Genomic DNA, 21,293 nt, shown 5'->3' on the forward strand with positions numbered 1-21,293 from the left:
CCGCCCGGCTACAGTGGCGGCACGTCACGCGGTGATCGCCGCGCAGGCGTACGCGGGGACGACGCAGGATCAGGACGAGCGAGTGAGGAGGTGTCGACCGATGGCTGTCATTGCGACGGGCGCTGCCCGCATCCAGCAACCCATCACGTCCACCTCCGCGGCCACCGGCCTCCCTCAGCGCTTCTGAGACCTGCTGCCGGGGCCGCCCCCTGAAGGGGCCACCCTTGACTTCCACCTCCGTTTTCACCGCCCACTCCGCCCTCACCCCCTACGGCTGGGACGAGGACTGGGCCGACGCGTTCGCGCCCCACGCCGCCGAAGGGCTGCTGCCCGGCCGCGTCGTGCGGGTCGACCGCGGGCAGTGCGACGTCGTCACCGGCGACGGCGTCCTGCGCGCCGACACGGCGTTCGTCACCCCGCACGACCCCCTGCGCGTCGTCTGCACCGGCGACTGGGTCGCCGTCGAACCGGACGGCAACCCGCGCTACGTACGGACGTACCTGCAGCGCCGTACCGCCTTCGTGCGCTCCACCTCCTCCAAGCGGTCCGAGGGGCAGATCCTCGCGGCCAACGTCGACCACGCGATCGTCGCGGTGTCGCTCGCGGTCGAGCTCGACCTCGCCCGCATCGAACGGTTCCTCGCGCTCGCCTGGGAATCCGGGGCGCAGCCCCTGGTCGTCCTCACCAAGGCCGACCTCGTGCCCGACCCGGTGACGCTCGCCCACCTCGTGCAGGACGTGGAGACCTCCGCCCCCGGCGTGCCGGTGCTGTCCGTCAGCGCCGCGCTGGGGGAGGGACTGGACGTCCTCTCCGCCGTCGTCTGCGGCGGTACGGCGGTGCTGCTCGGCCAGTCCGGCGCGGGCAAGTCCACCCTCGCCAACGCCCTGCTCGGCGAGGACGTCATGGACGTACAGTCCACCCGGGACGTCGACGGCAAGGGCCGGCACACCACCACCACCCGCAACCTCCTCGTCATGCCCGGCGGGGGAGTGCTGATCGACACCCCCGGCCTGCGGGGCGTCGGGCTCTGGGACGCGGGGAGCGGGGTCGGGCAGGTCTTCGCCGAGATCGAGGAACTGGCCGGCGACTGCCGGTTCCACGACTGTGCCCACGAGAGCGAGCCGGGCTGCGCCGTCCTCGCCGCCATCGACAGCGGCGAACTGCCCGAACGGCGGCTGGAGAGCTACCGCAAGCTCATGCGGGAGAACCAGCGCATCGTCGCCAAGACCGACGCCCGGCTGCGCGCCGAGATCCGCAAGGAGTGGAAGCGCAGGGGAGCGATCGGCAAGGCGGCGATGGAGGCCAAGCGGGGGCGGCTGAGGTAGCGGGGCCGGGGCCGGGGCCGGCCGGAGGGCGTGCCGGACCCGGCACGCCCACCGGCCGCCCGGAGGACGTCGGTGAACGGCGGCCCGACGGACGGGCCCGGCGAGCTGCGTCACCCCGCCGACGCGATGTCCGATTTCCGCCAGCCCGGATCTCCGGACTGACGGAGACTGGACGGCGTGAAGACGGACGACGTGGCGCACGAGAAGGCACAGGACAGCAGGTACGAGGCCGTACGCAGCCGGGACGCCCGGTTCGACGGGGCGTTCTTCTTCGCCGTCGAGACGACCGGCATCTACTGCCGGCCCAGCTGCCCCGCGGTCGCGCCGAAGCGGAGCAACGTGCGGTTCTTCGCGACGGCCGCCGCCGCGCAGGGCTCGGGATTCCGGGCCTGCCGGCGGTGCCGCCCGGACGCCGTGCCGGGCTCGGCCGACTGGAACGTCCGCGCCGACGTCGTGGGCCGCGCCATGCGGCTCATCGGCGACGGCGTCGTCGACCGGGAGGGCGTCGCCGGGCTCGCCGGCCGGCTCGGCTACAGCGCCCGCCAGGTGCAGCGGCAGCTCACCGCCGAGCTGGGCGCCGGGCCCGTGGCGCTCGCCCGCGCCCAGCGGGCACACACCGCGCGCGTCCTGCTTCAGACCACCGGCCTGCCGGTCACCGAGATCGCGTTCGCGTCGGGGTTCGCCAGCGTGCGGCAGTTCAACGACACGATCCGGGCCGTGTACGCGGCGACCCCGAGCGAGCTGCGCGCCGCCGCGCCCGCCCGGTCGCGCGCCGGGGCCGGGGCCCCGTCCGCCGGCCTCCCGCTGCGGCTCGCCCACCGGGGGCCCTACCAGGCGGGGCCGGTCTTCGACCTGCTCCAGCGGGAGGCCGTCGCAGGGGTGGAGGAGGTCAGCGGCCCGACGGGCCGCCGCCTGTACCGGCGCACGCTGCGGCTGCCGTACGGCACCGGGATCGTCGCCGTCGACGAGCGTCCGGGCCGGCCGCGGACCGGCAGCGGAGGCTGGCTCGACACCCGCCTCCACCTGACCGACCTGCGCGACCTGACCACCGCCGTACAGCGGCTGCGCCGGCTGTTCGACCTCGACGCCGACCCGTACGCGGTCGACGAACGGCTCGGCGCCGACCCCCGTCTCGCCCCGCTGGTCGCCGCCCGCCCCGGGCTGCGCTCGCCGGGCACCGCCGATCCCGACGAGTTCGCCGTACGGGCCCTGGTGGGGCGGGCGGAGGCCGAGCGGCTGGTGACGCGGTACGGCAAGACGCTGGACGCACCGTGCGGCACCCTCACCCACCTCTTCCCCGAACCGGGCGTCCTCGCCGAGGCCGAGCCGCACGGCACCCTGGGCGCCCTCACCACCGCCCTGGCCGACGGCGCCGTACGCCTCGACCCCGGTGCCGACCGGGACGACGCCGAGCGGTCGCTGCTCGCCGTCCCCGGCGTGGACGCCGCCACGGCCGCCGCCGTCCGCGCCCGCGCCCTCGGCGACCCGGACGTCGCCCCGCCCGGCGCCGACCTGCCCGACACCTGGCGCCCCTGGCGCTCGTACGCCCTGAACCACCTGCGCGCAGCAGGAGAGTGGGAGAACGACCGATGACGACCACGTCCACGAGCACGACCACGTCCACGTCCGCGAGCACGACCGCGACCGTGATCACTGCTACGGCCGCGACCGGGACCGAGACGACGGCCGCGACGGCCGGCCCGACCACGACGTACTGGACCGAGGTGGACAGCCCCGTGGGGCCGCTCCTCCTCACCGCCGGTCCGGACGGGGCGCTCACCTCCCTGTCCGTGCCCGGGCAGAAGGGCGGCCGGAGCGTCCAGGAGGCGTGGCGGCACGACGCCGGGCCCTTCCGGGCCGCCGAGGAGCAGCTCGCCGCCTACTTCGCCGGAGAGCTGACGGAGTTCCGGCTGCCGCTGCGCGCCGAGGGCACCGCCTTCCGGGAGCGGGTGTGGGCCGCCCTGGACGACGTGCCCTACGGGTCGACCACGACCTACGGCGAGATCGCCGCCCGCATCGGGGCCTCCCGGCCCGCGGTACGCGCCGTCGGCGGCGCGATCGGCGCCAACCCGCTGCTGATCCTGCGCCCCTGCCACCGGGTGATCGGCGCGGACGGCTCCCTGACCGGGTACGCGGGCGGCCTGGAGCGCAAGACGCGGCTGCTGGCCCTGGAGGGCGCCCGGCCGACGCCCCGCTAGCCAGCCAGTACCGCCCCCAGCCACGCCCCGGTGATCAGCAGGCAGGCGAAGAACTCCGTCAGCACGCCGGCACCGCCCGAGCGCATCGCGGTCCGCAGGGCCGCCATCGCCTCGCCGTGCCGGCCCAGCCTCAGCCGCTCGGCGAGGTAGATGCCGCCCATGAAACCGGGTATCGCGCCGATCACCGGTATCAGGACGAAGCCGAGGACCGCGCCCGCGCCCCCGTACAGCGTCAGCCTGCGGGTGGCGTCGTCCACGCGCGTCCGCCGCCGCCGGGAGGACGGCAACGCCCAGCGCACCGCCAGGGACAGGAGCAGGACGACGGTGGCGCCGACGAGCACGGCCCACGCCAGCGGCCGCGGATCCTCCAGCGCCCACCACAGGACCCCGGCCCACACCAGCCAAGACCCGGGCATGCCGGGGAACAGCACCCCGCACAGTCCGAGCAGGATCACCAGTCCGGACAGCAGGAGGTCCCACGCTCCCATCTGTCCAGCGTGCCGGAACCGCGCGCGGTCCGCAGATGCGCGGGCGGGGCGGACCGCGCCGGTCAGCGTCTTCTGGCCACCCACTCCCGTTCGTACGCGTGCCAGCCCAGCTGGAGGCGGGTGGTGACGCCGGTCAGCTCCATCAACCGCTTCACCCGGCGCTGCACGGTCCGCAGCCCCAGGTCGAGCTGCTTGGCGACGCTCGCGTCGGTCAGGCCGGCCAGCAGCAGCGAGAGGATCTCCAGGTCGGTGCCGTCGGGCCCGTCCGGGCCGTGCTCGGTCACGCCGGAGGCACCGAGCCGGAGCGGCAGCGCCCCCCGCCACACCGCCTCGAACAGCCCCGACAGCAGCTCCAGCAGGCCGCTGGCGTGCACGACCAGCGCGGCGGGCTCCGAGGAATGCGCGGTGAGCGGCACCAGGGCGAGGGACCGGTCGGCGACGACCAGCTTGGTCGGCACCCGGTCCACCACCCGCACCTGCTCGTCCCGGCCGAGCGCGGCGGTCAGCTCGGTGATGCCGGTCGGCAGGTCCAGCACCGACCGCTCCACGACCACGCGGTAGCGGACGCCGCGCCCGGTGGCCTGCTCCTCGGCGTCGTTCTCCATGCCGGTGACGGCGACCGGGTTGCCGGTGACCAGCGCGCACACCTCCTCGGTCGCGCCGAGCTGGAGCTGGACGAAGCGCTGGGCGACCGCCGCGGCGCCGGTCACCACCTCCACCAGGTCGTGCACCGCGGGCTCCGCCGCCGCCGCGCGGTACTCCTCCGCCAGCAGGGCTGCCGCCAGCTCCGCCCGTTCCAGCTCGTGGCGCTGCTGGGTGAGCAGCGCGCCCAGCGCCACCCCCGGCGGCGCGGCCACCCAGCGGCCGGGCCGGGCCGAGGACTGGGCCGCGAGGCCGATCTGTTCCAGCCGGCGCAGCGCCCGCTCCGTGTCCTGCTCGCCGAGCGCCAGCCGGCGGGCCAGGTCGGGCACGTCGGCGGCGCCCACGGCCACCAGCGCCCGGTACGCCGACTCCTGCGTGTCCTCCAGCCCCAGCACTCCCAGCATCAGCCGTCGCCCCTCCCCGAGCACGAACCTCACCACCTGCGGTGCCGTCCCGTGGCGGAAAACGGCCACGGCGCAAACCCGCCTCGGGACATCATCGCCGTACCGCCGGTCACTCTGCCAAGGTGGCGTCGCCGAGCGGTCCTCCCGTGGGGGGTGGGGCCGCTCGGCGACCCCACCTCGCAACACCGTTCGAGCCGTCCCCCGACACGCCGTCCGGCGCGCGCCGGTGCGCGCGGATTTTCCGGATGCCCCGTTTTCATCCGGCCCCGTCGGTGGACAATCAGGAGCATGAGTCAGCAGGGGGGAAGTCCCGCCGGTCATGACGACGACTGGTGGACGCAGCTGTACGACGACTCCGCCGACGACACCGGCCCCACGACCGCGCCCGATTCCCTGGACGACCGCTTCGCCTCGGCGGCAGGGACGGTGGCCCGAGGCCCGGACCACGACCTGTGGGACGGACCGACACCCCCGCCGTCGCCGGACCGACCGCCGCCCGCCGACGGCCAGCCACGCCCGGCCCCGCCCTGGTGGGCGACGTCAGCGTCCGCCGGCGTGCCCGCTCCCCGCACCGGTCCTCCACCGCCCACCGACACCGCGCCGCGCCGACCCGGCCCGCCCCCGCCACGGGCCCCATGGGAGCCCCCACCCGCCGTACCCACCGGACCGGCGAACTTCCCACCGACCTCCACCGGGCGGGAAGCCGGACAGCCCGCCCCCACCGGTAGAGAGACAGGACAGCCCGTCCCGCCCCGGCCCGCGGCCGAGCCACCCGGTCCCGAGGACCCGCCGGGCGGGCGGCCCAGCCCCGCGCGGCCCATGGCCGAGTCGTCGGGGCCCGCGCCGCATCGGACAGCGGCGGCCGGTTCTCCGCGTCCCCCGGCGGACGAGCGGTCGGGCGGCCCTGCGCGGGCCACGGACGAGTCCACCGGTCCCGCGCAGTTCCCGGCGAAGCCGTCCGGTGCCCCGCAGCCTCCGGCCGGGCCGCCGTCCGGTGCTCCCCAGTTCCCGATCCACCCGCCTTCCGGTGCCCCGCAGCCTCCGGCCGGGCCGCCGTCCCGTGCCCCGCAGCCTCCGGTCGACGCGCCGTCCGGTTCCGCGCAGTTCCCGGTCGACGCGCCGTCCGGCCCCCCGCAGCCCCTCGCGGACCCGCCGCCCGCCTCCACGCAGCCCCCGGCCGGCCCGCCGCCCGACGGCAACGTGGCGTCCGCCGCGCCGGTGGTTCCGCCCAAGGGGGGCGGGCGTCGGGTGTGGCTCCGTGGGCGTACGACCTCGGGTACGGGGGACGGCGATCTCTCGGAGCCGTCCGCCGGTGGCTCCGCGCCGGTCTCCGGCGGGTTCCGGCCGCCGCCCCCGGCCGGGGCCGCTCCCGGTCTGCCGCCGCTGCCGCCGCCGTTCCTCCCGTACGACCCGCCCGAGCCCGCCCCCGGCACCGTGGGTTCCGACCGCGACTACGTCGGCTCCGGGCCGCCCACCTACGACGCCGAACCCACCGCGCTGCCGCCCGCCGACCCGGACGGGCTGGACGGACTGGTGGCGGACACCGTGCTGGACGGTGCCCGGTACGGGAGCTGCACTCTGCGTGCCGTCTCCGTACGGGGGGACTCCGCGCGCTACCGGGGCGACCCGCGCCGGGACGCGCTGCTCGTCGCCCGCTTCGGCGCGGGGGAGCAGGCGCTGGTGCTGGTGGCGATGGCGACCGGGGCCCGCGCGACCAGCGGCGCGCACCTGGCGGCGGCCGAGGTGTGCCGGTGGATCGGGCGGGCCGTGGGCCGCAGCCACGCCCGGCTCGGGGAGGATCTGCGGGCCGCCCGGCGCGGCGACCTGAAGTCCGGGCTGCACCGCCTCACCGACCGCAGTCTCGGCCGGCTCCGCGCCGGCGCCGCCGACCAAGGGCTGAGCCCCGACGAGTACGCGGCCACCCTGCGCTGCCTGTTGCTGCCCGCCGACCCCGAGTGCCGCACGCGGGTGTACTTCGGCGTCGGCGCCGGCGGACTGCTCCGGCTGCGGGACGGGACCTGGCAGAACATGGAGCCGAGCGGCGGCGAGGTCACCGGCGAGCCCGTGGTCGGGTTCGGGTCGCCGCCCGCCGAGACGTCCGAGGGCGACCGGCTCACCATGGACCTCGGTGTCACCACCCCGCCCGGCCCGTACCACGACCCGCCCCCCGAGCCGCCCCGCGAACCCTTCCGCTTCCGCGCCTCCGTAGCCCGCCCGGGTGATGTGCTGCTGATGTGTACCGCGGGCCTCGCCGAGCCGCTGCTCAACGAGCCCGAGCTGGGCGGACTCCTCGCCCGGCGGTGGTCCGGCCGCCCCGCGCCCGGCCTCGCGGAGTTCCTCGCCGACAGCCGCGTCCGGGTCAAGGGTTACGCCGACGACCGTACGGCCGCCGCCGTTTGGGAGGCGTGACGCCGCTCGGTGTGCCATAGCTGGAGCCATGGCCAAACAGAACGTCGCGGAACAGTTCGTCGACATCCTCACCCGTGCCGGAGTCAAGCGCCTCTACGGAGTCGTCGGCGACAGCCTCAACCCGGTGGTGGACGCCGTGCGCCGCCACTCCGGCATCGAGTGGGTGCACGTGCGGCACGAGGAGACGGCCGCCTTCGCCGCCGGGGCGGAGGCCCAGATCACCGGGAAGCTCACCGCGTGCGCCGGCTCCTGCGGCCCCGGCAACCTCCACCTCATCAACGGCCTCTACGACGCCCACCGCTCCGCGGCCCCCGTCCTCGCCCTCGCCTCCCAGATCCCGTCCAGCGAGATCGGCCTCGGCTTCTTCCAGGAGACCCACCCGGACCAGCTCTTCCGCGAGTGCAGCCACTACAGCGAGCTGATCTCCAGCCCCAAGCAGATGCCCCGGCTGCTCCAGACCGCCATCCAGCACGCGGTCGGCCAGGGCGGCGTCAGCGTCGTCTCGCTGCCCGGTGACATCGCCGACGAGCCCGCGCCGGAGAAGGCCGCCGAGACCGCCCTCGTCACCTCCCGGCCGACCGTCCGGCCCGGCGACGAGGAGATCGACCGGCTGGTGCGGCTGATCGACGACGCCGACAAGGTCACCCTGTTCTGCGGCGCCGGAACGGCGGGCGCGCACGCCGAGGTGATGGAGTTCGCCGGGAAGATCAAGGCACCGGTCGGCCACGCCCTGCGGGGCAAGGAGTGGATCCAGTACGACAACCCGTACGACGTGGGGATGAGCGGCCTGCTCGGGTACGGCGCCGCCTACGAGGCCACCCACGAGTGCGACCTGCTGATCCTGCTCGGCACGGACTTCCCGTACAACGCCTTCCTGCCCGACGACGTGAAGATCGCCCAGATCGACGTCCGGCCCGAGCATCTGGGCCGGCGCTCCAAGCTGGACCTCGCGGTGTGGGGCGACGCGAAGGAGACCCTGCGCTGCCTGATCCCGCGGGTGAAGGAGAAGAAGAGCCGCCGCTTCCTCGACCGGATGCTGAAGAAGCACGCCGACGCGCTGGAGGGCGTGGTCAAGGCGTACACCCGCAAGGTCGACAAGCACGTCCCGATCCACCCCGAGTACGTCGCCTCCGTGCTGGACGAGATGGCCGACGACGACGCCGTGTTCACCGTCGACACCGGCATGTGCAACGTCTGGGCCGCCCGCTACATCCAGCCCAACGGCAAGCGCCGCGTCATCGGCTCCTTCTCGCACGGCTCGATGGCGAACGCGCTGCCGATGGCGATCGGCGCCCAGTTCACCGACCGGCGCCGGCAGGTCGTGTCGATGTCCGGCGACGGCGGCTTCACCATGCTGATGGGCGACTTCCTCACCCTCGTCCAGCACGACCTGCCCGTGAAGGTGGTCCTGTTCAACAACTCCTCGCTCGGCATGGTCGAGCTGGAGATGCTGGTCGCGGGCCTGCCCTCGCACGGCGTGTCCAACAAGAACCCCGACTTCGCCGCCGTCGCCGAGGCCTGCGGCGCCTTCGGGGTGCGGGTGGAGAAGCCGAAGGACCTGGCGGGGGCGCTCAAGGCCGCGTTCAAGCACAAGGGGCCGGCCCTGGTCGACGTCGTCACCGACCCCAACGCGCTGTCCATCCCGCCGAAGATCAGCGCCGACATGGTCACCGGCTTCGCCCTGTCCGCCTCCAAGATCGTGCTGGACGGCGGTGTCGGGCGGATGCTCCAGATGGCCCGCTCGAACCTGCGGAACGTGCCGCGGCCGTGACCGAACGGGCGCCCGCTGTGTGAAACGACACGAATCCACAGGACTGCCCGGGGTCCGAACGGGCAAGGCTTCCCCCGTGAAGGTGTTCGAACAGGGAGGGAAACGACATCACCACGCGGACGGGGGACATGGAGAGGAAGGCGGTGCCACAGCTCAGGCGACGACTCGGGCGGGCGGACCTGCGGGCGGTGCCCGAGGCCCGGCGGGCGCTGCGTGAGCTGCTGCGCCACTGGGGCGGTCCCGGACGCTCGGACATCGCGGAGCTGCTCACCAGCGAGCTGGTCACCAACGCGCTCGTCCACACCGACGAATGCGCGGTCCTGACCGCCACGGTCGGCCCGCGGGCGCTGCGCGTCGAGGTGCGGGACCACGCCGACGGGCTGCCCCGGCCGCGCACTCCGAGGCCGGAGGAGAGCACGGGCGGCAGGGGTCTGCTCCTCGTGCAGTCCCTCGCCGACGACTGGGGTGTGCGGCCCTGCGGGGTGGGCAAGTCGGTCTGGTTCGAACTGGACGCCGAGGCGGCGTGAGGCCGTGGGGCGCCGGGATCGCGGCGCCCCACGGCCTCATCGGACGGAACGGCTAGCCGAACTGCTGCTCCAGGTCCTTGAGCTTGCGCTCCAGGGAGTCCAGACGCGGCAGGGCCTGGGTGTCGTCCTCCGCGGTGAGGTCGACGGTGACCGGGTCACCTCCGTTCCGGACGGGCTGCAAGGAGGGCCGCCGGCGTACGGGCAAGGGCTCCGGGGTCGATATGGCAGGCTCCGCGGTGGCCCGTTCGGTGCCGCGCTCCACCTGCTGCACCTCGACCTCGACGTCGACCTGCCGGCCGCCGCGCCCGGGGAAGCCCCGGTGGCCGTGGCCCCGGCTGATCGCCTTGAGCTGGGCCCGCTCCAGACGCTCCTGCTCGCGCCGGCGCTGCTTCGCCTCCTCCTTGCGGCGCCGGTCGTCGCGCACCTCCTCGACCGCCTCGTCGAGGCTGCGCACGCCCTCCAGGAGCATCAGCGACCAGGCACGGTAGGTCTCCCGGGGGGCCCGCAGCCAGCGGACCATGCGGATCTGCGGCAGGGGACGGGGCACCAGGCCCTGCTCGCGCAGCGCTGCCCGGCGGGTCTGCTTCAGGGCGCGGTCGAACAGGACCGCCGCCGACAGGGACATGCCCGCGAAGAAGTGCGGGGCGCCCGCGTGACCGATGCCGCGGGGCGCGTGCACCCAGTTGAACCACGCCGCCGCGAACGCGAACGTCCACACGAGTATGCGGGAGCCGAGCGCCGCGTCACCGTGGCTGGCCTCGCGCACCGCGAGGACGGAGCAGAACATCGCCGCACCGTCGAGCCCGAACGGGACCAGGTACTGCCAGCCGCCGCTCAGGCCGAGGTTCTGCTCGCCGAAGCCGACCAGACCGTGGAAGGAGAGCGCCGCGGCGACCGCGGCGCAGCAGAAGAGCAGGACGTAGGAGACACTGCCGTAGAGGGCTTCCTTGCGTCTGCGCCGCTCCTCCATGCGCTCCCACGAGTCGTCCGAGCCCGCGTCCTTCCCCGAGGAACGCTTGCCTCGCGCGAGCACCGCCACCGCCACCAGCATGCCCAGGAGCAGCACGGCGCCCGGAAGCAGCCAGTTCAGCGATATGTCGGTCAATCTCATCTGGGGTCCCTCGCATTGGGATAGGGCGTAACGCCCGCCATGGTGGCCCAAACCCAGCGGCCCTCAGGGGGTTTCGGGGCAAGAGGCCGCCAAGGGGGGTGTGAGGGAGTGCCCAGGGCGGCGTTCTGCTCGAACTGCCGCATGAGGGGCGGGAGTTGAGTTCGATTAAGAATACCCGTACGGGTGGTTCCGGGGAAAATTCCCGTGCCACGCGGGGGAGTTGTGAAACAGAGTAGGCCTTCTCGGCCGGGGGCGGCTCAGCCCGCCGCGGCGAGCAGCTTGCCGACGCGGTCCGCGTCGCAGGTGCGCGGGCAGGTGGCGCAGGTGTCCTCGGGGCGCACCGTGTAGAACATGCAGCAGCTCGCGCGGTCCCGGGTGTGCAGCGGTTCGCCGTCCGGTCCGGTCAGCTCGCGGAACGCCGCGTCGCCGACGTACGGCTTGGTCGCGCCCGGCAGCAGCAGCTCCAGCTCGTGCCGGGCCCGTTCCTGCTCGCCGAGCAGATGGGCGACGTACCACAGGCCCTCGACGACCTCGTCGGTCGCCATGCCCCACAGGGCCCGTCCCCGCCGCCGCATCCGGGGGCCGAATCCGGCCAGTACCGGCTCCAGGTGCTCGGCGACCGCGGCCCGCACCTCCACCCGCAGCGCCTCCTCGTCGGCGACCACGCGGGCCCCGGGCAGGGCGGCGGCCGGGTCGCCGGGCAGGCAGGCGAAGCCGGCGGGGCGCACGGCCATGCGGCCGAGGGGGAGGCCGTCGGCGGAACGGTCGTAGGCGACGTGGGTGGCGGGGTAGCGGGGCACCCGGCGGTGCAGGAACCACGGCACGGTGATCAGCAGGCAGGCCGGCCACGCGTACCGGTGCAGGCCGAAGCTCGCCACGACGTCCGGTCGGGCCCGCTGCCCGTAGTCCCGCAGCACCTGGGCGTCGTCCCAGGCGAGGAACGCCTCCAGCTCCGCCCCGCCCGCGGCGAGCGAGCCGGCCGCGACCCAGCCGCCCCCGGCCGGGACCTCGCCGGCCGGGTCCAGCTCGGTGACGCCCAGTCCCGGAAGGACCTCGGTCAGGCGCGCGTAGGCGTCCGTGAGGGCCGTGCGGGTGACAGGCATGCGGGACCACCGATCCACGTCGGAACGAACGGGCAGCTTGAGGTAAGCCTTACCTTACCGAAGATCCTCGGGATTTGAACTGACGGCCCGTGCCTTTATGGTGCTTGACGGACAAGCGACAACCCGCCGTAATGACCTCAAGTACCGACACGTCCGCAGGAGGACCCGTGAAGCCGAGCGCGCAGGGTCCCGGAGGGACGGGAGCGGGACGCGTCGGGGCCGCCGGTCCGGCCGAGACCTCGGGGGCGTCCGCCGCACCCGCGGTGCCGGGAGCGCCGGCGGCGCGGGTCCCGGCGCAGCCCCGTGCCGAGGACGTGAACCGGGAACGGCGGGACCCGGGCCGGGACCGGGGCGACGACCCCAGCCGGGACGGGGCCGGAGGCCGCGCCCGGGGTGCCGGTGAGGCGGTAGGGGTTGCCCGCGGTGCCGGGGAGCCGGTCGGCGCCGCCCGCGGCGAGCACACCCACAGCGAGCCCCCCGCGCCCCGCCCGCGCGTCCTCGTCCAGCGCTCCTCCGTGCGCGGACAGATCCTCGAGGCCCTGCGCACCGCGCTGATGGCCGGCGAGCTGCGACCCGGCGAGGTCTACTCGGCGCCCGCGCTCGGCGAGCGGTTCGGCGTCTCGGCCACGCCCGTGCGCGAGGCGATGCAGCAGCTGGCCGTGGAGGGCGCCGTCGAGGTCGTCCCCAACCGCGGCTTCCGCGTCGTCCGGCGCGGCGACCGGGAACTGGCCGAGCTCGCCGAGGTCCGGGCCCTGCTGGAAGCCCCGGTCTGGCTCCGCCTGGCCCGTACGGTGCCCCCCGAGCGGTGGGCACGGCTGCGCCCCCTCGCCGAGGCCACCGTCCGGGCCGCGTCGTCCGGCTGCCCGGCGACCTACGCCGAGGCCGACCGCGCCTTCCACCGCGCGGTGCTCGCGCTGGCCGGCAACGAACAGCTCGTCGGGATCGCCGGCGACCTGCACCGCCGCGCCCAGTGGCCGCCGGCCGGCACCCCCGCGGCACGGGGACGGGCCGACCTGATCGCCGACGCGCACGAACACACGGCACTGCTGGACGCGCTGATCGCCGGCGACCAGGACGTGGTGCGGGCCCTGGTGGGGGAGCACTTCGGCACGGCGCCCTGAGCGCTCCCCTCGGGAAGGACGGGCCGCCTACGACACCTCCTGCCGTTCCGCGCGGCTGGCCGGCACCGCCTTCTCCGCGGCCCGCCCCTCGCGGCGGGACCGCCGGGACCCGCTGCCCCGGTCGTACATCTCGATGGCCAGCGGAGAGGCGGTGAACACCGAGGAGTACGTCCCGACCCCCACACCGATCAGCAACGCGAGGGCGAAGTCGGTCAGCGAGTCCTCGGCCAGGACGGCCAGCGAGGCGAGGATGAGCACCGCTCCCATACCCGTGTTGACCGTCCGGGGCAGGGTCTGCAGGATCGCCCGGTTGGTGAGCCGGGCGAAGGGTGTCTTGCGGTCCTTGCCGCCGAGCAGCTCCCGGATGCGGTCGAAGAGGACGACCGAGTCGTTGACCGAGTAGCCGATCACGGTCAGCAGCGCGGCCAGGAACACCCCGTCGATCGGCTTGCCCAGCCACGCGAAGACACCGACCAGGATCACCACGTCGTGGGCGAGCGCCCCGACCGCCGCGGTGCCGAACAGCAACCGGAACCGGAAGGCGAGGTACAGCAACTGCGCGCCGAGGGCCAGCCCCAGGGCGATCAGGGCGTCCCGCCGCAGCTCCTCGCCCAGACTGGGGCCGATCAGCTCGTCGCGGACCTTCTCCGTCTCGCCGCCCAGCTCGCCGACGGTCTTCGTGACGGTCTCCGCCTCGGCGTCGGTCAGCTCCTCGGTGCGCACCGTGAGGTCGCCGTCGCCGGAGGACTGGACCACGGCACGGGGGAAGCCCGCGTCGGCCAGGGCGTCCCGGGCCCGGTCGGCGTCGACCTGGGTGGCCGTGGAGTACTCGATCAGCCGTCCGCCGGTGAACTCGATGCCGAAGTCGAGGCCGCGGACCAGGATGCCGGAGCCGGCCACCACCAGGACGGCCGCGGACGCCGCCAGCCAGCGGCGCGGCCGGCGCATCAGGAACGGGTCGCGGCGCAGCAGCGCGTCGCGGACCGGGCCCGTGGTCGAGATGCCGGTGATGTGCGGGCGGCGGAAGACCGACGGGCGGCTCGCGGCGAACTCGGCGAGCACCCGGGTGATCACCAGGGCGCTGACCATGGAGGCGAGCACACCGATGCCCAGGGTTACGCCGAAGCCCTTCACCGGGCCGGAGGCCAGGAAGAACAGCAGGGCGGCGGCGATCAGCGTGGTGATGTTGGAGTCGGCGATCGCGCTGAAGGCGCTGCGGAAGCCGGCGGTCAGCGAGGAGCGCGTGCTCGGGCGGGTCCGGGCGGCCTGTTCCTCGCGGGCGCGTTCGAAGACGAGGACGTTGGCGTCCACCGCCATGCCGATGGCCAGGACGAAGCCGGCCAGGCCCGGCAGGGTCAGGGTGGCGCCGACCGCGGCCAGTGCGGCGTAGGAGATCAGGCCGTAGCAGAGCAGCGCCACGGTCGCGAGGGCGCCCATGAGGCGGTAGACGACGATGATGAACAGCGCGGTGAGCGCGGTGCCGACGACGGCGGCCCAGGCGCCGGCCGAGATCGCCTCGTCGCCGAGGGTCGCGCCGATGGTGCGCTGCTCGATGGTCTCGACCGGCACGGGCAGGGCGCCGCCCTTGACGAGCAGCGCCAGCTCGCGGGCCTCGGCGTCGTCGAAGGAGCCGGTGATCTGGGTGGAGCCGCCGGCGATGCCCGCCCCGCAGGCCACCGACGGGTCGACCTGCGGCGAGGAGATGATCTTGTCGTCGAGCACGATGGCGACCCGGCGCTGCGGGTCGCCGGCCGGATGACAGGCGGCCTCGCCGGTCACCTTCGCCCAGCGGTCCCCGCCCGCGTCCTTGAAGTCGACGGTGACGTGCCAGCCGGCTCCGCCCTGCTGGTCGAAGCGGGCGTCGGCGCCCTTGACGTCCTCACCGGTCAGCGTCGGGGCCTTCAGCCGCAGGGCTTGGCCGTCCTCGTCCGGCAGGACCCGTTCGCCGTCCTCACCGGACGCGGTCCCGGCGTCCTGCTCGGTGCTCTCCGCCGCACCGAGCACCGAGTGCACGGTGAGCTGCGCGGTGCGGCCCAGCACGTCGGCCGCCTGCTTCGGGTCCTGGACGCCGGGCAGCTCGACGACGACGCGGTTGTCGCCGGAGCGGACGATGGACGGTTCGGCGACGCCGAGCGCGTCGATACGGCCGCGCAGCACCTCCACGGTGCGGTCGGTGGCCTCGCGGTCGGCCTTGGTGGTCTTGGTGGACTTGGTCTCCAGCACGATCTGGGTGCCGCCGCGCAGGTCGAGTCCGAGGCGGATCGGCATGGTCAGGGCGATGGCCACGGCCCCGGCCATCACGAGGAGGGCGAGGAGCGCACGGCCCCTCAGGGAGTGGGCGCGGGAGCGGGGTCGGGAACGTTTCAACACGGGCCTCCGGCAGGCACGCCACGGCGGCGGCCCAGCGCGGCCGCGGCGGAAGAAGGAAAAGGACGGGGTGTCTCAGGTGCCGGAGGAGGCGGGAGGCGCCCGTCCGCGGTCGTGGCTCGTGCGGCCGGGGGAGACGGGTACGGAACCGGGCGCCGCCGTGGCCCGCCGGTGAGCGGCGGGGGCGAGGCCGGTCAGGCGCGTGGGCGTGGCGAGGCGGTCCGGGGGCGCCGGACGCTCACCGAGGTGGTCGTGCCGGGCCCTGACCTGGGTGGCGCAGGTGGTGGCACAGCCGTCGTCGGCGTGGAAACCGGTGTCCGGTCGCGGAACGGTCGTCGCCGCGGGGACCGCTTCCGGCAGAGCGAGGCCCGCCCCGGCCGCGGGACCGGCCGGTACCAGGGTCAGCAGGACGGCCAGCAGCGCGGTGAGCGTCGCGGCGAGGCGGTGGCTCGGCGGGGTGCGGGGGGTGGGGGTGGTGCGCGGTGCGGGGGTGGGGGGTGCGGGGGTGGTGCGTGGGGCGGGGGTGCGGGGGGTGGTGGCGGTGCGTGGTGCGGCGGTGCGTGGTGCGGGGGTGCGCGGTGTGGAGGTGGTGTGGGGTGCGGGGGCGGTGCGAGGTGTGGGGCGCATGCACCGTCCCTTTCGTTTGGGTGGCGGTTGAGCGGCCGGGCGGGGGGAGCGGGCCCGGGGCCCGGGCCGGGGAGTGGGCGGCCGGAGCCCCGGGCGGTCCGGGGTGGGTCAGGGCTCGATGAGCCCGGCGCGGATGGCGTAACGGGTGAGTTCCAGGCGGTCGCGCAGGCCGAGCTTCTGCAGCAGGTTCGCCCGGTGCCGCTGGACGGTCTTGATGCTGATGAAGAGGATCTCCGCGATCTCCTTCGAGGAATGGCCCTCGGCGACCAGCTTGAGGACCTCCTCCTCCCGGGGCGTGAGGATGTGGTCGGCGTTCTCCTCGCCGTGCCGGACCCGGTCGAGGTAGTTGCGGATCAGGGCGGTCACCGCACCCGGGTACAGGAAGGGCTCGTCGCGCATCGCGGCCCGGCAGGCGGCGACCAGATCGCGGTCGGCGACGGACTTGAGGACGTATCCGCAGGCCCCGGACTTCAGCGCCTGGAAGAGGTACTGCTCGTTGTCGTGCATCGTCAGCATCAGGATGCGCAGCCCCGGTTTCAGCGCGGCCAGCTCACGGGCCGCCTGAAGACCGGTCAGGCGGGGCATCGCGATGTCCAGGACCGCCAGGTCCACGGCGTGCGCCCGTGCCATGTCGATGGCCTCCGCGCCGTCCCCGGCCTCGGCGACGACCTCCAGGTCCGGCTCCCGGTCGAGGATGAGCCGTACCCCGCGCCGCACCAGCGCGTGGTCGTCGGCCAGCAGGATGCGGATCCTCGCCGGGTCGGACGAGGGCGCCGCGTACGGGGCGGACGCGGCGGTCCCGGGCAGGGACGGGTCGGGCAGGGACGGGTCGGACATGGTCAGGGCTGCTTCCTGGGGACGGGTGCGGTGAGCCGGATGCGGGTGCCGGCGCCGGTTGCCGAGGTGATGTCGAGGGTGGCTCCGATGAGCAGGGCCCGTTCCCGCATGCCGCGGATGCCGGCGCCCTCGCAGGCCGCCTCGGCGGTGCCGCGGCCGTCGTCGGCGATGGTGAGGGCCACCGCGCCGTCGGCCCGGCCGAGGCTCACCTCCACGCGTTCGGCGTCCGCGTGGCGGGCGGCGTTGGTCAGGCTCTCCTGCGCCACACGGTAGAGGACCAGCTCGGTCTCCTGGTCCAGGGCGGGCAGGTCGGCGTCGAAGCGGCGGACGACCCGCAGCCCGGTGTGGGTGGCGAAGTCGTGCGTGAGCGAGGACAGCGCGCTGATCAGCCCGAGGTCGTCCAGGACGCCCGGCCGCAGCCGGCGCACCAGACGGCGGACCTCGTCCAGGCTCTCCCGGGTGATCTCCTGCGCCTGCTGGAGCTCCGCGCGCATCGGCTCGTCGGCGTCGTCCGCGGCGCGGCCGAGCACCAGAAGGATCGCGGTCATGCTCTGCCCGACCTCGTCGTGCAGCTCCTGGGCGATACGCCGGCGCTCCGCCTCCTGGGCGAGCAGCACGCGGGCGCTGCTCGTGGCCCGCTCGTGCTCCAGCCGGTCGAGCATCGCGTTGAAGGTGCGGATCAGCTCGGGCACGTCACCGCCGCCGGACACCGGGAGCCGCTGGCCGGGGCGCAGCAGGTCGACGGTGGTCATCATCTTCGTGAGCCGGTCCAGGGGCGCCAGACCCCAGCGCAGCAGGGCGCCGTTGGCCACCAGCATCACGCCCATGCCGCCCACCAGGATGACGGCCTCGGTCAGCAGCACCGGAACGGAGACGGTCACCGGAGCCCACAGCAGCAGTGCCGTGGCGAAGCCCAGCACCACCGAGTTGAGCCCGAAGATCCGCCAGAACAGGGACACCGGGGGGTACGCCTCCTTCTGCGACGCGTCGACTGGTACGCCTCCACTGTCGGTCATCGCGCACCCTCGGTGGGAGCCGCGGTCCCCGGGCCCGTCCGGCGAAGCGGGCCCCGGTCGCGACCGAGCAAGCGACCAGCGTGCCTCGCCGGGAGCCGTCGGGTCGATGGGTTCCGACCCCCATTTCCGGGTGGCCGCGCACCCATTCCGGGACGTCGGCGCCCCACCGAGTGGATCCTCGGCCCCCGGGCAAATGGGGCCTGCGCCCGATGGGTTTCCCCGGTCGCCTTGGCCATGGTTGAGGCTGACCGGGCCCGTTCGGCCCGGCGCTCGCCGTACCCGCAGAACTCTGCGAGAAAAGGACGCACCGTGTCGCTCGACGCCTCCCGCATCGAACCCCGCCCCGAGCGGCTGACCGCTCATGAGGCACGCCAGCGCCTCGAACACGCCCGCAACACCCGTATGACCCAGCTCCAGGCCCTCAGGGAGAGCGGCCAGGCGGACGACCAGCTGATGTCCGCGCAGCAGGCCGCCATCGAGCGGGTGCTCAAGGAGATCGACGAGGCCTTCGCCCGTATCGACGCCGGCACCTACGGCGCCTGCATGGGCTGCGGCAAGTCCGTACCGGGGGAGCGGCTGGAGATCCTCCCGTACACGCGGTACTGCGTCGCCTGTCAGCGCCGCGCCGCCGCCTGACCGTCGTCCGTCCAGCCTTCCTCTCCCGCCCTGCCCAAGGGGTGACGTGGTGAACAAGCAGATCATCGGTGACCGCGACACGCGTCTGTCGCCCGCGGACCTCGCCGTGCTCGAGGAGAACCTCCACGAGCAGCGGAGGTTCCGCGAGGAGCAGTTGCGGCAGATCGCGGCCGTCCCGTCCCGCGCCGGCGAGCCGAGCCGGCCGGGCGCCGCGCAGACCGAGGTCCGGGTCAAGCTCGCGGCCTCCGCGCGCATGGTCCTCGCCGACGTCGAGGCGGCCCTCGCCCGCCTGGCGGACGGCCGTTACGGCCGCTGCCATCTGTGCCGGCGTCCCGTCGACCGCGAGCGCCTGATGATCGTGCCGCAGGCCCGCTACTGCGCTCGCTGCCAGCAGGTGCGGGAGGCGGGACGATGACCGTGGTCCGCCGGTCCCGTACCGCCCGTGCCCCGCACCGGCCCTGGCCGATGTGCCGGCACTGCACCGGCGTCGCCCTCGACATGGGCAGCGCCCGTACCCGCGCCTGGGTCGCCGGGCGGGGGATGATCCTCGACGTGCCGACCGTGACCTTTCCGGGCGCCGGCGCGGTGTATCCCATCCAGCGCGGCTCCATCGTCGACACGCCGGGCACGGCCCGGATGCTCGACCGGCTGCTGGGCCACCGGCTGCCCCGCTTCACCCGGCCCCTGGTGGTGGTCACCGCGCCGGTGCTGGACGGGTACGCCTTCCGCAACGAGGCCCGTACGGCCGTGGAGGTGCTGCGCCCGCGCAGTGTGCTGACCGTGCCCAGCGCGCGGGCCGTGGCCCTCGCGGCGGGCGCGGACCTGTCCCGGCCGCTGCTCGTGATCGACATCGGCGCGCACCTCACCGAGGTGGTGCTCCTGGTGGACGGCGCCGTCTTCGACGCGCGCCGCACCGCGCTGGGCACCGGCGACCTCGGCGAGGCCACGCCGGCCGGGGAGATCGGGGAGGCCGTGGCCGACATGACGACCTCGATGCTGCGCCAGGACCGTACGTCCCTCACCGTCGACGCCCTGGGCAGGGGACCGCTGCTGGCCGGCGGGGGCGCCCTGCGCCCCGAGATCACCTGCGACCTCACCCGCAGACTGCACGTCCCCCTGCGCGCCGTGCCGGCTCCGCACACCGCCGCCGTCCGCGGCGCCGCCAAGCTCCTCGGGGCGGCGCACTCCCACCCGTCCACCGCGGGCACGGACCCACCGGACGAACACCCGCACTGACGGCCCGGCGGACGCCGGGACGCCGGTGCCGTCGGCCGGGGCCCTGCCCGACGCCGCGCGCCGTGCCCGCGCCGGGTCCGCCCTCGGCCCCGCCCGGCGGATGGGGGCGATGCGCGGCGCGGCCCGCGAAGCGTCCGCGTCACGGGCCGGGCCCCGAACCTGGCCGACGCTTCTCGCGGTCCTGCGGTCCTGCGGTCCTTCGGGGATCGGCACGCGGGAGCGGTGCGGCGACCGGGCTCCGCAGGCCCCACCTCGGCGGCGGAGGCGTACCGCCGGCCCGCGCGCGTGCCCGGCTCTCCACCGTCCGACCCACGACCGCGAACCTGCCCAGCCACCCGGCGGGCGCCGGCCACACTCCCGGGACCGGCGCCCGCCGGGGTCGTCCACCGCCCGAGCCGTACGCCGCCTTGCTCCGTACGCCCGCCCCGCACACTCCACGCGCCCGGACCACGCCCCGAACCGTTCCCCCCACCCGCCGCCGTCGGCGCCACCCCGCACCGACGGCCCCGATCCGGCTGCCCCGAGCCAGGAAGGAGGCACCACCGTGGCCGGTGAGACACCTCGCGCCCAGCCACCGCCCCCCGATCCTCCCCCCGGAAGGGACCCGCACCTTCTGCTGTGGCGGTGGCGACGCAACCCCCTGCGGCGCCGTACCGACCGCGTCCAGGCGTGGATCGCCCTCGGGCTGGTGCTCGCCGTGCTGTCGGCGGCACCGGCGGCGATGTACGCCGTCGGCGACACCGTCCACCGTCACTACCGGAGCACCGCCGAGCACGAGGCCCGGACCCGGGACCACCGTCCCGCGGTCCTCGTCCATGACGCCCCGCGCCACCCCGAGCCCGGATCGGACGAGGCGAAGAAGACCCGGTACCCGGTCGAGGTCCGCTTCACCGGCCCCGACGGGACGACCAGGACCGGAGAGACGGACGTCGAGCCGGGGCTCCCCGCGGACAGCACCGTCCTGGTCTGGGTCGACGCGACCGGAGAGATCACCGGGCCGCCACTCACCGCCGACCAGATCCGCAGCCGGACGATGGGCTGGGCCATCCTCGCCTTCCTGGGCGTCGTCCTGACCGGCCTCGCGGTCCACGGCGTCACCGGGCTGGTCCTGCACCGCCGCAACCTGGCCGGATGGGACGCCGCCTGGGCCGACACCGCCCCGCGCTGGAGCAGGGCCCCGTGACGGCCGTCGTGCGGTTCGCCGCGTCGGCCGCGGCCGGCACCGCGCCGTCCCGCGCACGCTGCTGCCGCCGGCTGCGGGGCGGCGCGGGGCTTCACGTCGGCCTGCCACTCGCCGCACGGCCCTTCCGCCGCACGGCCGACGGCCGTCACGGTCGTCGGGTGTCACGGCGGTCAGTGTGACGACGGTCGGCCGTCACGGTCGTCGGGTGTCACGGCGGTCAGTGTGACGGCGGTCGGGTGTCACGGCGATCGGGCGTGACAGCGGTCAGGGGTTACGGGGATAGGCCGTCAAG

Annotated in this window: 19 protein-coding genes; 11 read left to right on the forward strand and 8 right to left on the reverse strand. The window is 74.9% G+C overall.

What is annotated here, in order from left to right; translation table 11 throughout:
* Window positions 1-224 precede the first annotated feature (224 nt).
* The 3 genes from rsgA to ACLIN4_RS27870 all read left to right on the forward strand — a co-directional run bounded on the left by rsgA (window position 225) and on the right by ACLIN4_RS27870 (window position 3,523).
* Complete coding sequence (rsgA, locus tag ACLIN4_RS27860) at window positions 225-1,325, forward strand: ribosome small subunit-dependent GTPase A (RefSeq protein WP_289909531.1); 1,101 nt, start codon at window positions 225-227, stop codon at window positions 1,323-1,325.
* 177 nt (window positions 1,326-1,502) lie between these two features.
* Entirely contained in the window at window positions 1,503-2,918 is a 1,416-nt protein-coding gene (locus ACLIN4_RS27865) for a DNA-3-methyladenine glycosylase 2 family protein (RefSeq protein ID WP_411576348.1), read from the forward strand.
* Window positions 2,915-3,523, forward strand: a complete 609-nt coding sequence (locus ACLIN4_RS27870; RefSeq protein ID WP_411576349.1) for a methylated-DNA--[protein]-cysteine S-methyltransferase — start codon at window positions 2,915-2,917, stop codon at window positions 3,521-3,523. Before ACLIN4_RS27865 ends, ACLIN4_RS27870 begins: the two co-directional genes overlap by 4 nt.
* Here the strand turns inward: ACLIN4_RS27870 and ACLIN4_RS27875 are convergent.
* Together ACLIN4_RS27875 and ACLIN4_RS27880 are read right to left on the reverse strand one after the other, a co-directional pair.
* Entirely contained in the window at window positions 3,520-4,011 is a 492-nt protein-coding gene (locus tag ACLIN4_RS27875; protein WP_381914866.1) for a DUF456 domain-containing protein, read from the reverse strand. The genes ACLIN4_RS27870 and ACLIN4_RS27875 overlap by 4 nt on opposite strands.
* Window positions 4,012-4,073: 62 nt before the next feature.
* On the reverse strand, window positions 4,074-5,057 hold the full coding sequence (locus ACLIN4_RS27880) for a helix-turn-helix transcriptional regulator (RefSeq protein ID WP_107480454.1): 984 nt from the start codon (window positions 5,055-5,057) through the stop codon (window positions 4,074-4,076).
* A 288-nt stretch (window positions 5,058-5,345) separates the two neighbouring features.
* Here ACLIN4_RS27880 and ACLIN4_RS27885 point away from each other — a divergent pair, with 288 nt between their 5' ends.
* From ACLIN4_RS27885 to ACLIN4_RS27895, 3 genes are all read left to right on the forward strand, one after another.
* Window positions 5,346-7,466, forward strand: a complete 2,121-nt coding sequence (locus tag ACLIN4_RS27885; protein ID WP_411576350.1) for a protein phosphatase 2C domain-containing protein — start codon at window positions 5,346-5,348, stop codon at window positions 7,464-7,466.
* A gap of 28 nt (window positions 7,467-7,494) precedes the next feature.
* A complete protein-coding gene (locus ACLIN4_RS27890; protein ID WP_411576351.1) occupies window positions 7,495-9,237 on the forward strand; it encodes a pyruvate dehydrogenase in 1,743 nt (580 codons plus the stop codon).
* 143 nt (window positions 9,238-9,380) lie between these two features.
* Window positions 9,381-9,764: an ATP-binding protein gene (locus ACLIN4_RS27895; RefSeq protein ID WP_100049088.1), complete on the forward strand. Its 384-nt coding sequence runs from the start codon at window positions 9,381-9,383 to the stop codon at window positions 9,762-9,764.
* Window positions 9,765-9,816: 52 nt separating this feature from the next.
* Here the strand turns inward: ACLIN4_RS27895 and ACLIN4_RS27900 are convergent, their stop codons facing one another.
* Together ACLIN4_RS27900 and ACLIN4_RS27905 are read right to left on the reverse strand one after the other, a co-directional pair.
* Entirely contained in the window at window positions 9,817-10,875 is a 1,059-nt protein-coding gene (locus ACLIN4_RS27900) for a DUF2637 domain-containing protein (protein WP_381941151.1), read from the reverse strand.
* Window positions 10,876-11,132: 257 nt separating this feature from the next.
* The gene (locus tag ACLIN4_RS27905) at window positions 11,133-11,978 is read right to left on the reverse strand and encodes a (2Fe-2S)-binding protein (protein ID WP_382025406.1); all 846 of its coding nucleotides are present in this window, start codon (window positions 11,976-11,978) and stop codon (window positions 11,133-11,135) included.
* A 167-nt stretch (window positions 11,979-12,145) separates the two neighbouring features.
* Between ACLIN4_RS27905 and ACLIN4_RS27910 the strand changes: the two genes are divergently transcribed.
* On the forward strand, window positions 12,146-13,099 hold the full coding sequence (locus ACLIN4_RS27910) for a GntR family transcriptional regulator (RefSeq protein ID WP_382088287.1): 954 nt from the start codon (window positions 12,146-12,148) through the stop codon (window positions 13,097-13,099).
* Between the two features lie 27 nt (window positions 13,100-13,126).
* Here ACLIN4_RS27910 and secD read toward each other — a convergent pair whose 3' ends face one another.
* The 4 genes from secD to ACLIN4_RS27930 all read right to left on the reverse strand — a co-directional run bounded on the left by secD (window position 13,127) and on the right by ACLIN4_RS27930 (window position 17,889).
* The gene (gene secD / locus ACLIN4_RS27915; protein WP_107478451.1) at window positions 13,127-15,466 is read right to left on the reverse strand and encodes a protein translocase subunit SecD; all 2,340 of its coding nucleotides are present in this window, start codon (window positions 15,464-15,466) and stop codon (window positions 13,127-13,129) included.
* Between the two features lie 75 nt (window positions 15,467-15,541).
* Window positions 15,542-16,093 (reverse strand): hypothetical protein, encoded by a 552-nt coding sequence (locus tag ACLIN4_RS27920; RefSeq protein ID WP_411576352.1) that lies wholly within the window; start codon window positions 16,091-16,093, stop codon window positions 15,542-15,544.
* Window positions 16,094-16,201: 108 nt separating this feature from the next.
* Window positions 16,202-16,930 (reverse strand): response regulator, encoded by a 729-nt coding sequence (locus tag ACLIN4_RS27925; RefSeq protein ID WP_289909550.1) that lies wholly within the window; start codon window positions 16,928-16,930, stop codon window positions 16,202-16,204.
* Between the two features lie 2 nt (window positions 16,931-16,932).
* The gene (locus ACLIN4_RS27930; protein ID WP_179350637.1) at window positions 16,933-17,889 is read right to left on the reverse strand and encodes a HAMP domain-containing sensor histidine kinase; all 957 of its coding nucleotides are present in this window, start codon (window positions 17,887-17,889) and stop codon (window positions 16,933-16,935) included.
* A gap of 366 nt (window positions 17,890-18,255) precedes the next feature.
* Here ACLIN4_RS27930 and ACLIN4_RS27935 point away from each other — a divergent pair, with 366 nt between their 5' ends.
* From ACLIN4_RS27935 to ACLIN4_RS27950, 4 genes are all read left to right on the forward strand, one after another.
* A complete protein-coding gene (locus ACLIN4_RS27935) occupies window positions 18,256-18,582 on the forward strand; it encodes a TraR/DksA family transcriptional regulator (RefSeq protein WP_107480470.1) in 327 nt (108 codons plus the stop codon).
* A 46-nt stretch (window positions 18,583-18,628) separates the two neighbouring features.
* Window positions 18,629-18,997, forward strand: coding sequence for a TraR/DksA family transcriptional regulator (locus ACLIN4_RS27940; protein ID WP_100049733.1), 369 nt, complete (start codon window positions 18,629-18,631; stop codon window positions 18,995-18,997).
* Window positions 18,994-19,818 (forward strand): rod shape-determining protein, encoded by an 825-nt coding sequence (locus ACLIN4_RS27945; RefSeq protein ID WP_179350636.1) that lies wholly within the window; start codon window positions 18,994-18,996, stop codon window positions 19,816-19,818. Before ACLIN4_RS27940 ends, ACLIN4_RS27945 begins: the two co-directional genes overlap by 4 nt.
* A gap of 544 nt (window positions 19,819-20,362) precedes the next feature.
* Complete coding sequence (locus ACLIN4_RS27950; RefSeq protein ID WP_289909557.1) at window positions 20,363-21,001, forward strand: hypothetical protein; 639 nt, start codon at window positions 20,363-20,365, stop codon at window positions 20,999-21,001.
* The last annotated feature ends 292 nt before the right edge of the window (window positions 21,002-21,293 follow it).

The sequence above is a fragment of the Streptomyces mutabilis genome (assembly GCF_046628145.1).
Lineage (GTDB): Bacteria > Actinomycetota > Actinomycetes > Streptomycetales > Streptomycetaceae > Streptomyces > Streptomyces mutabilis.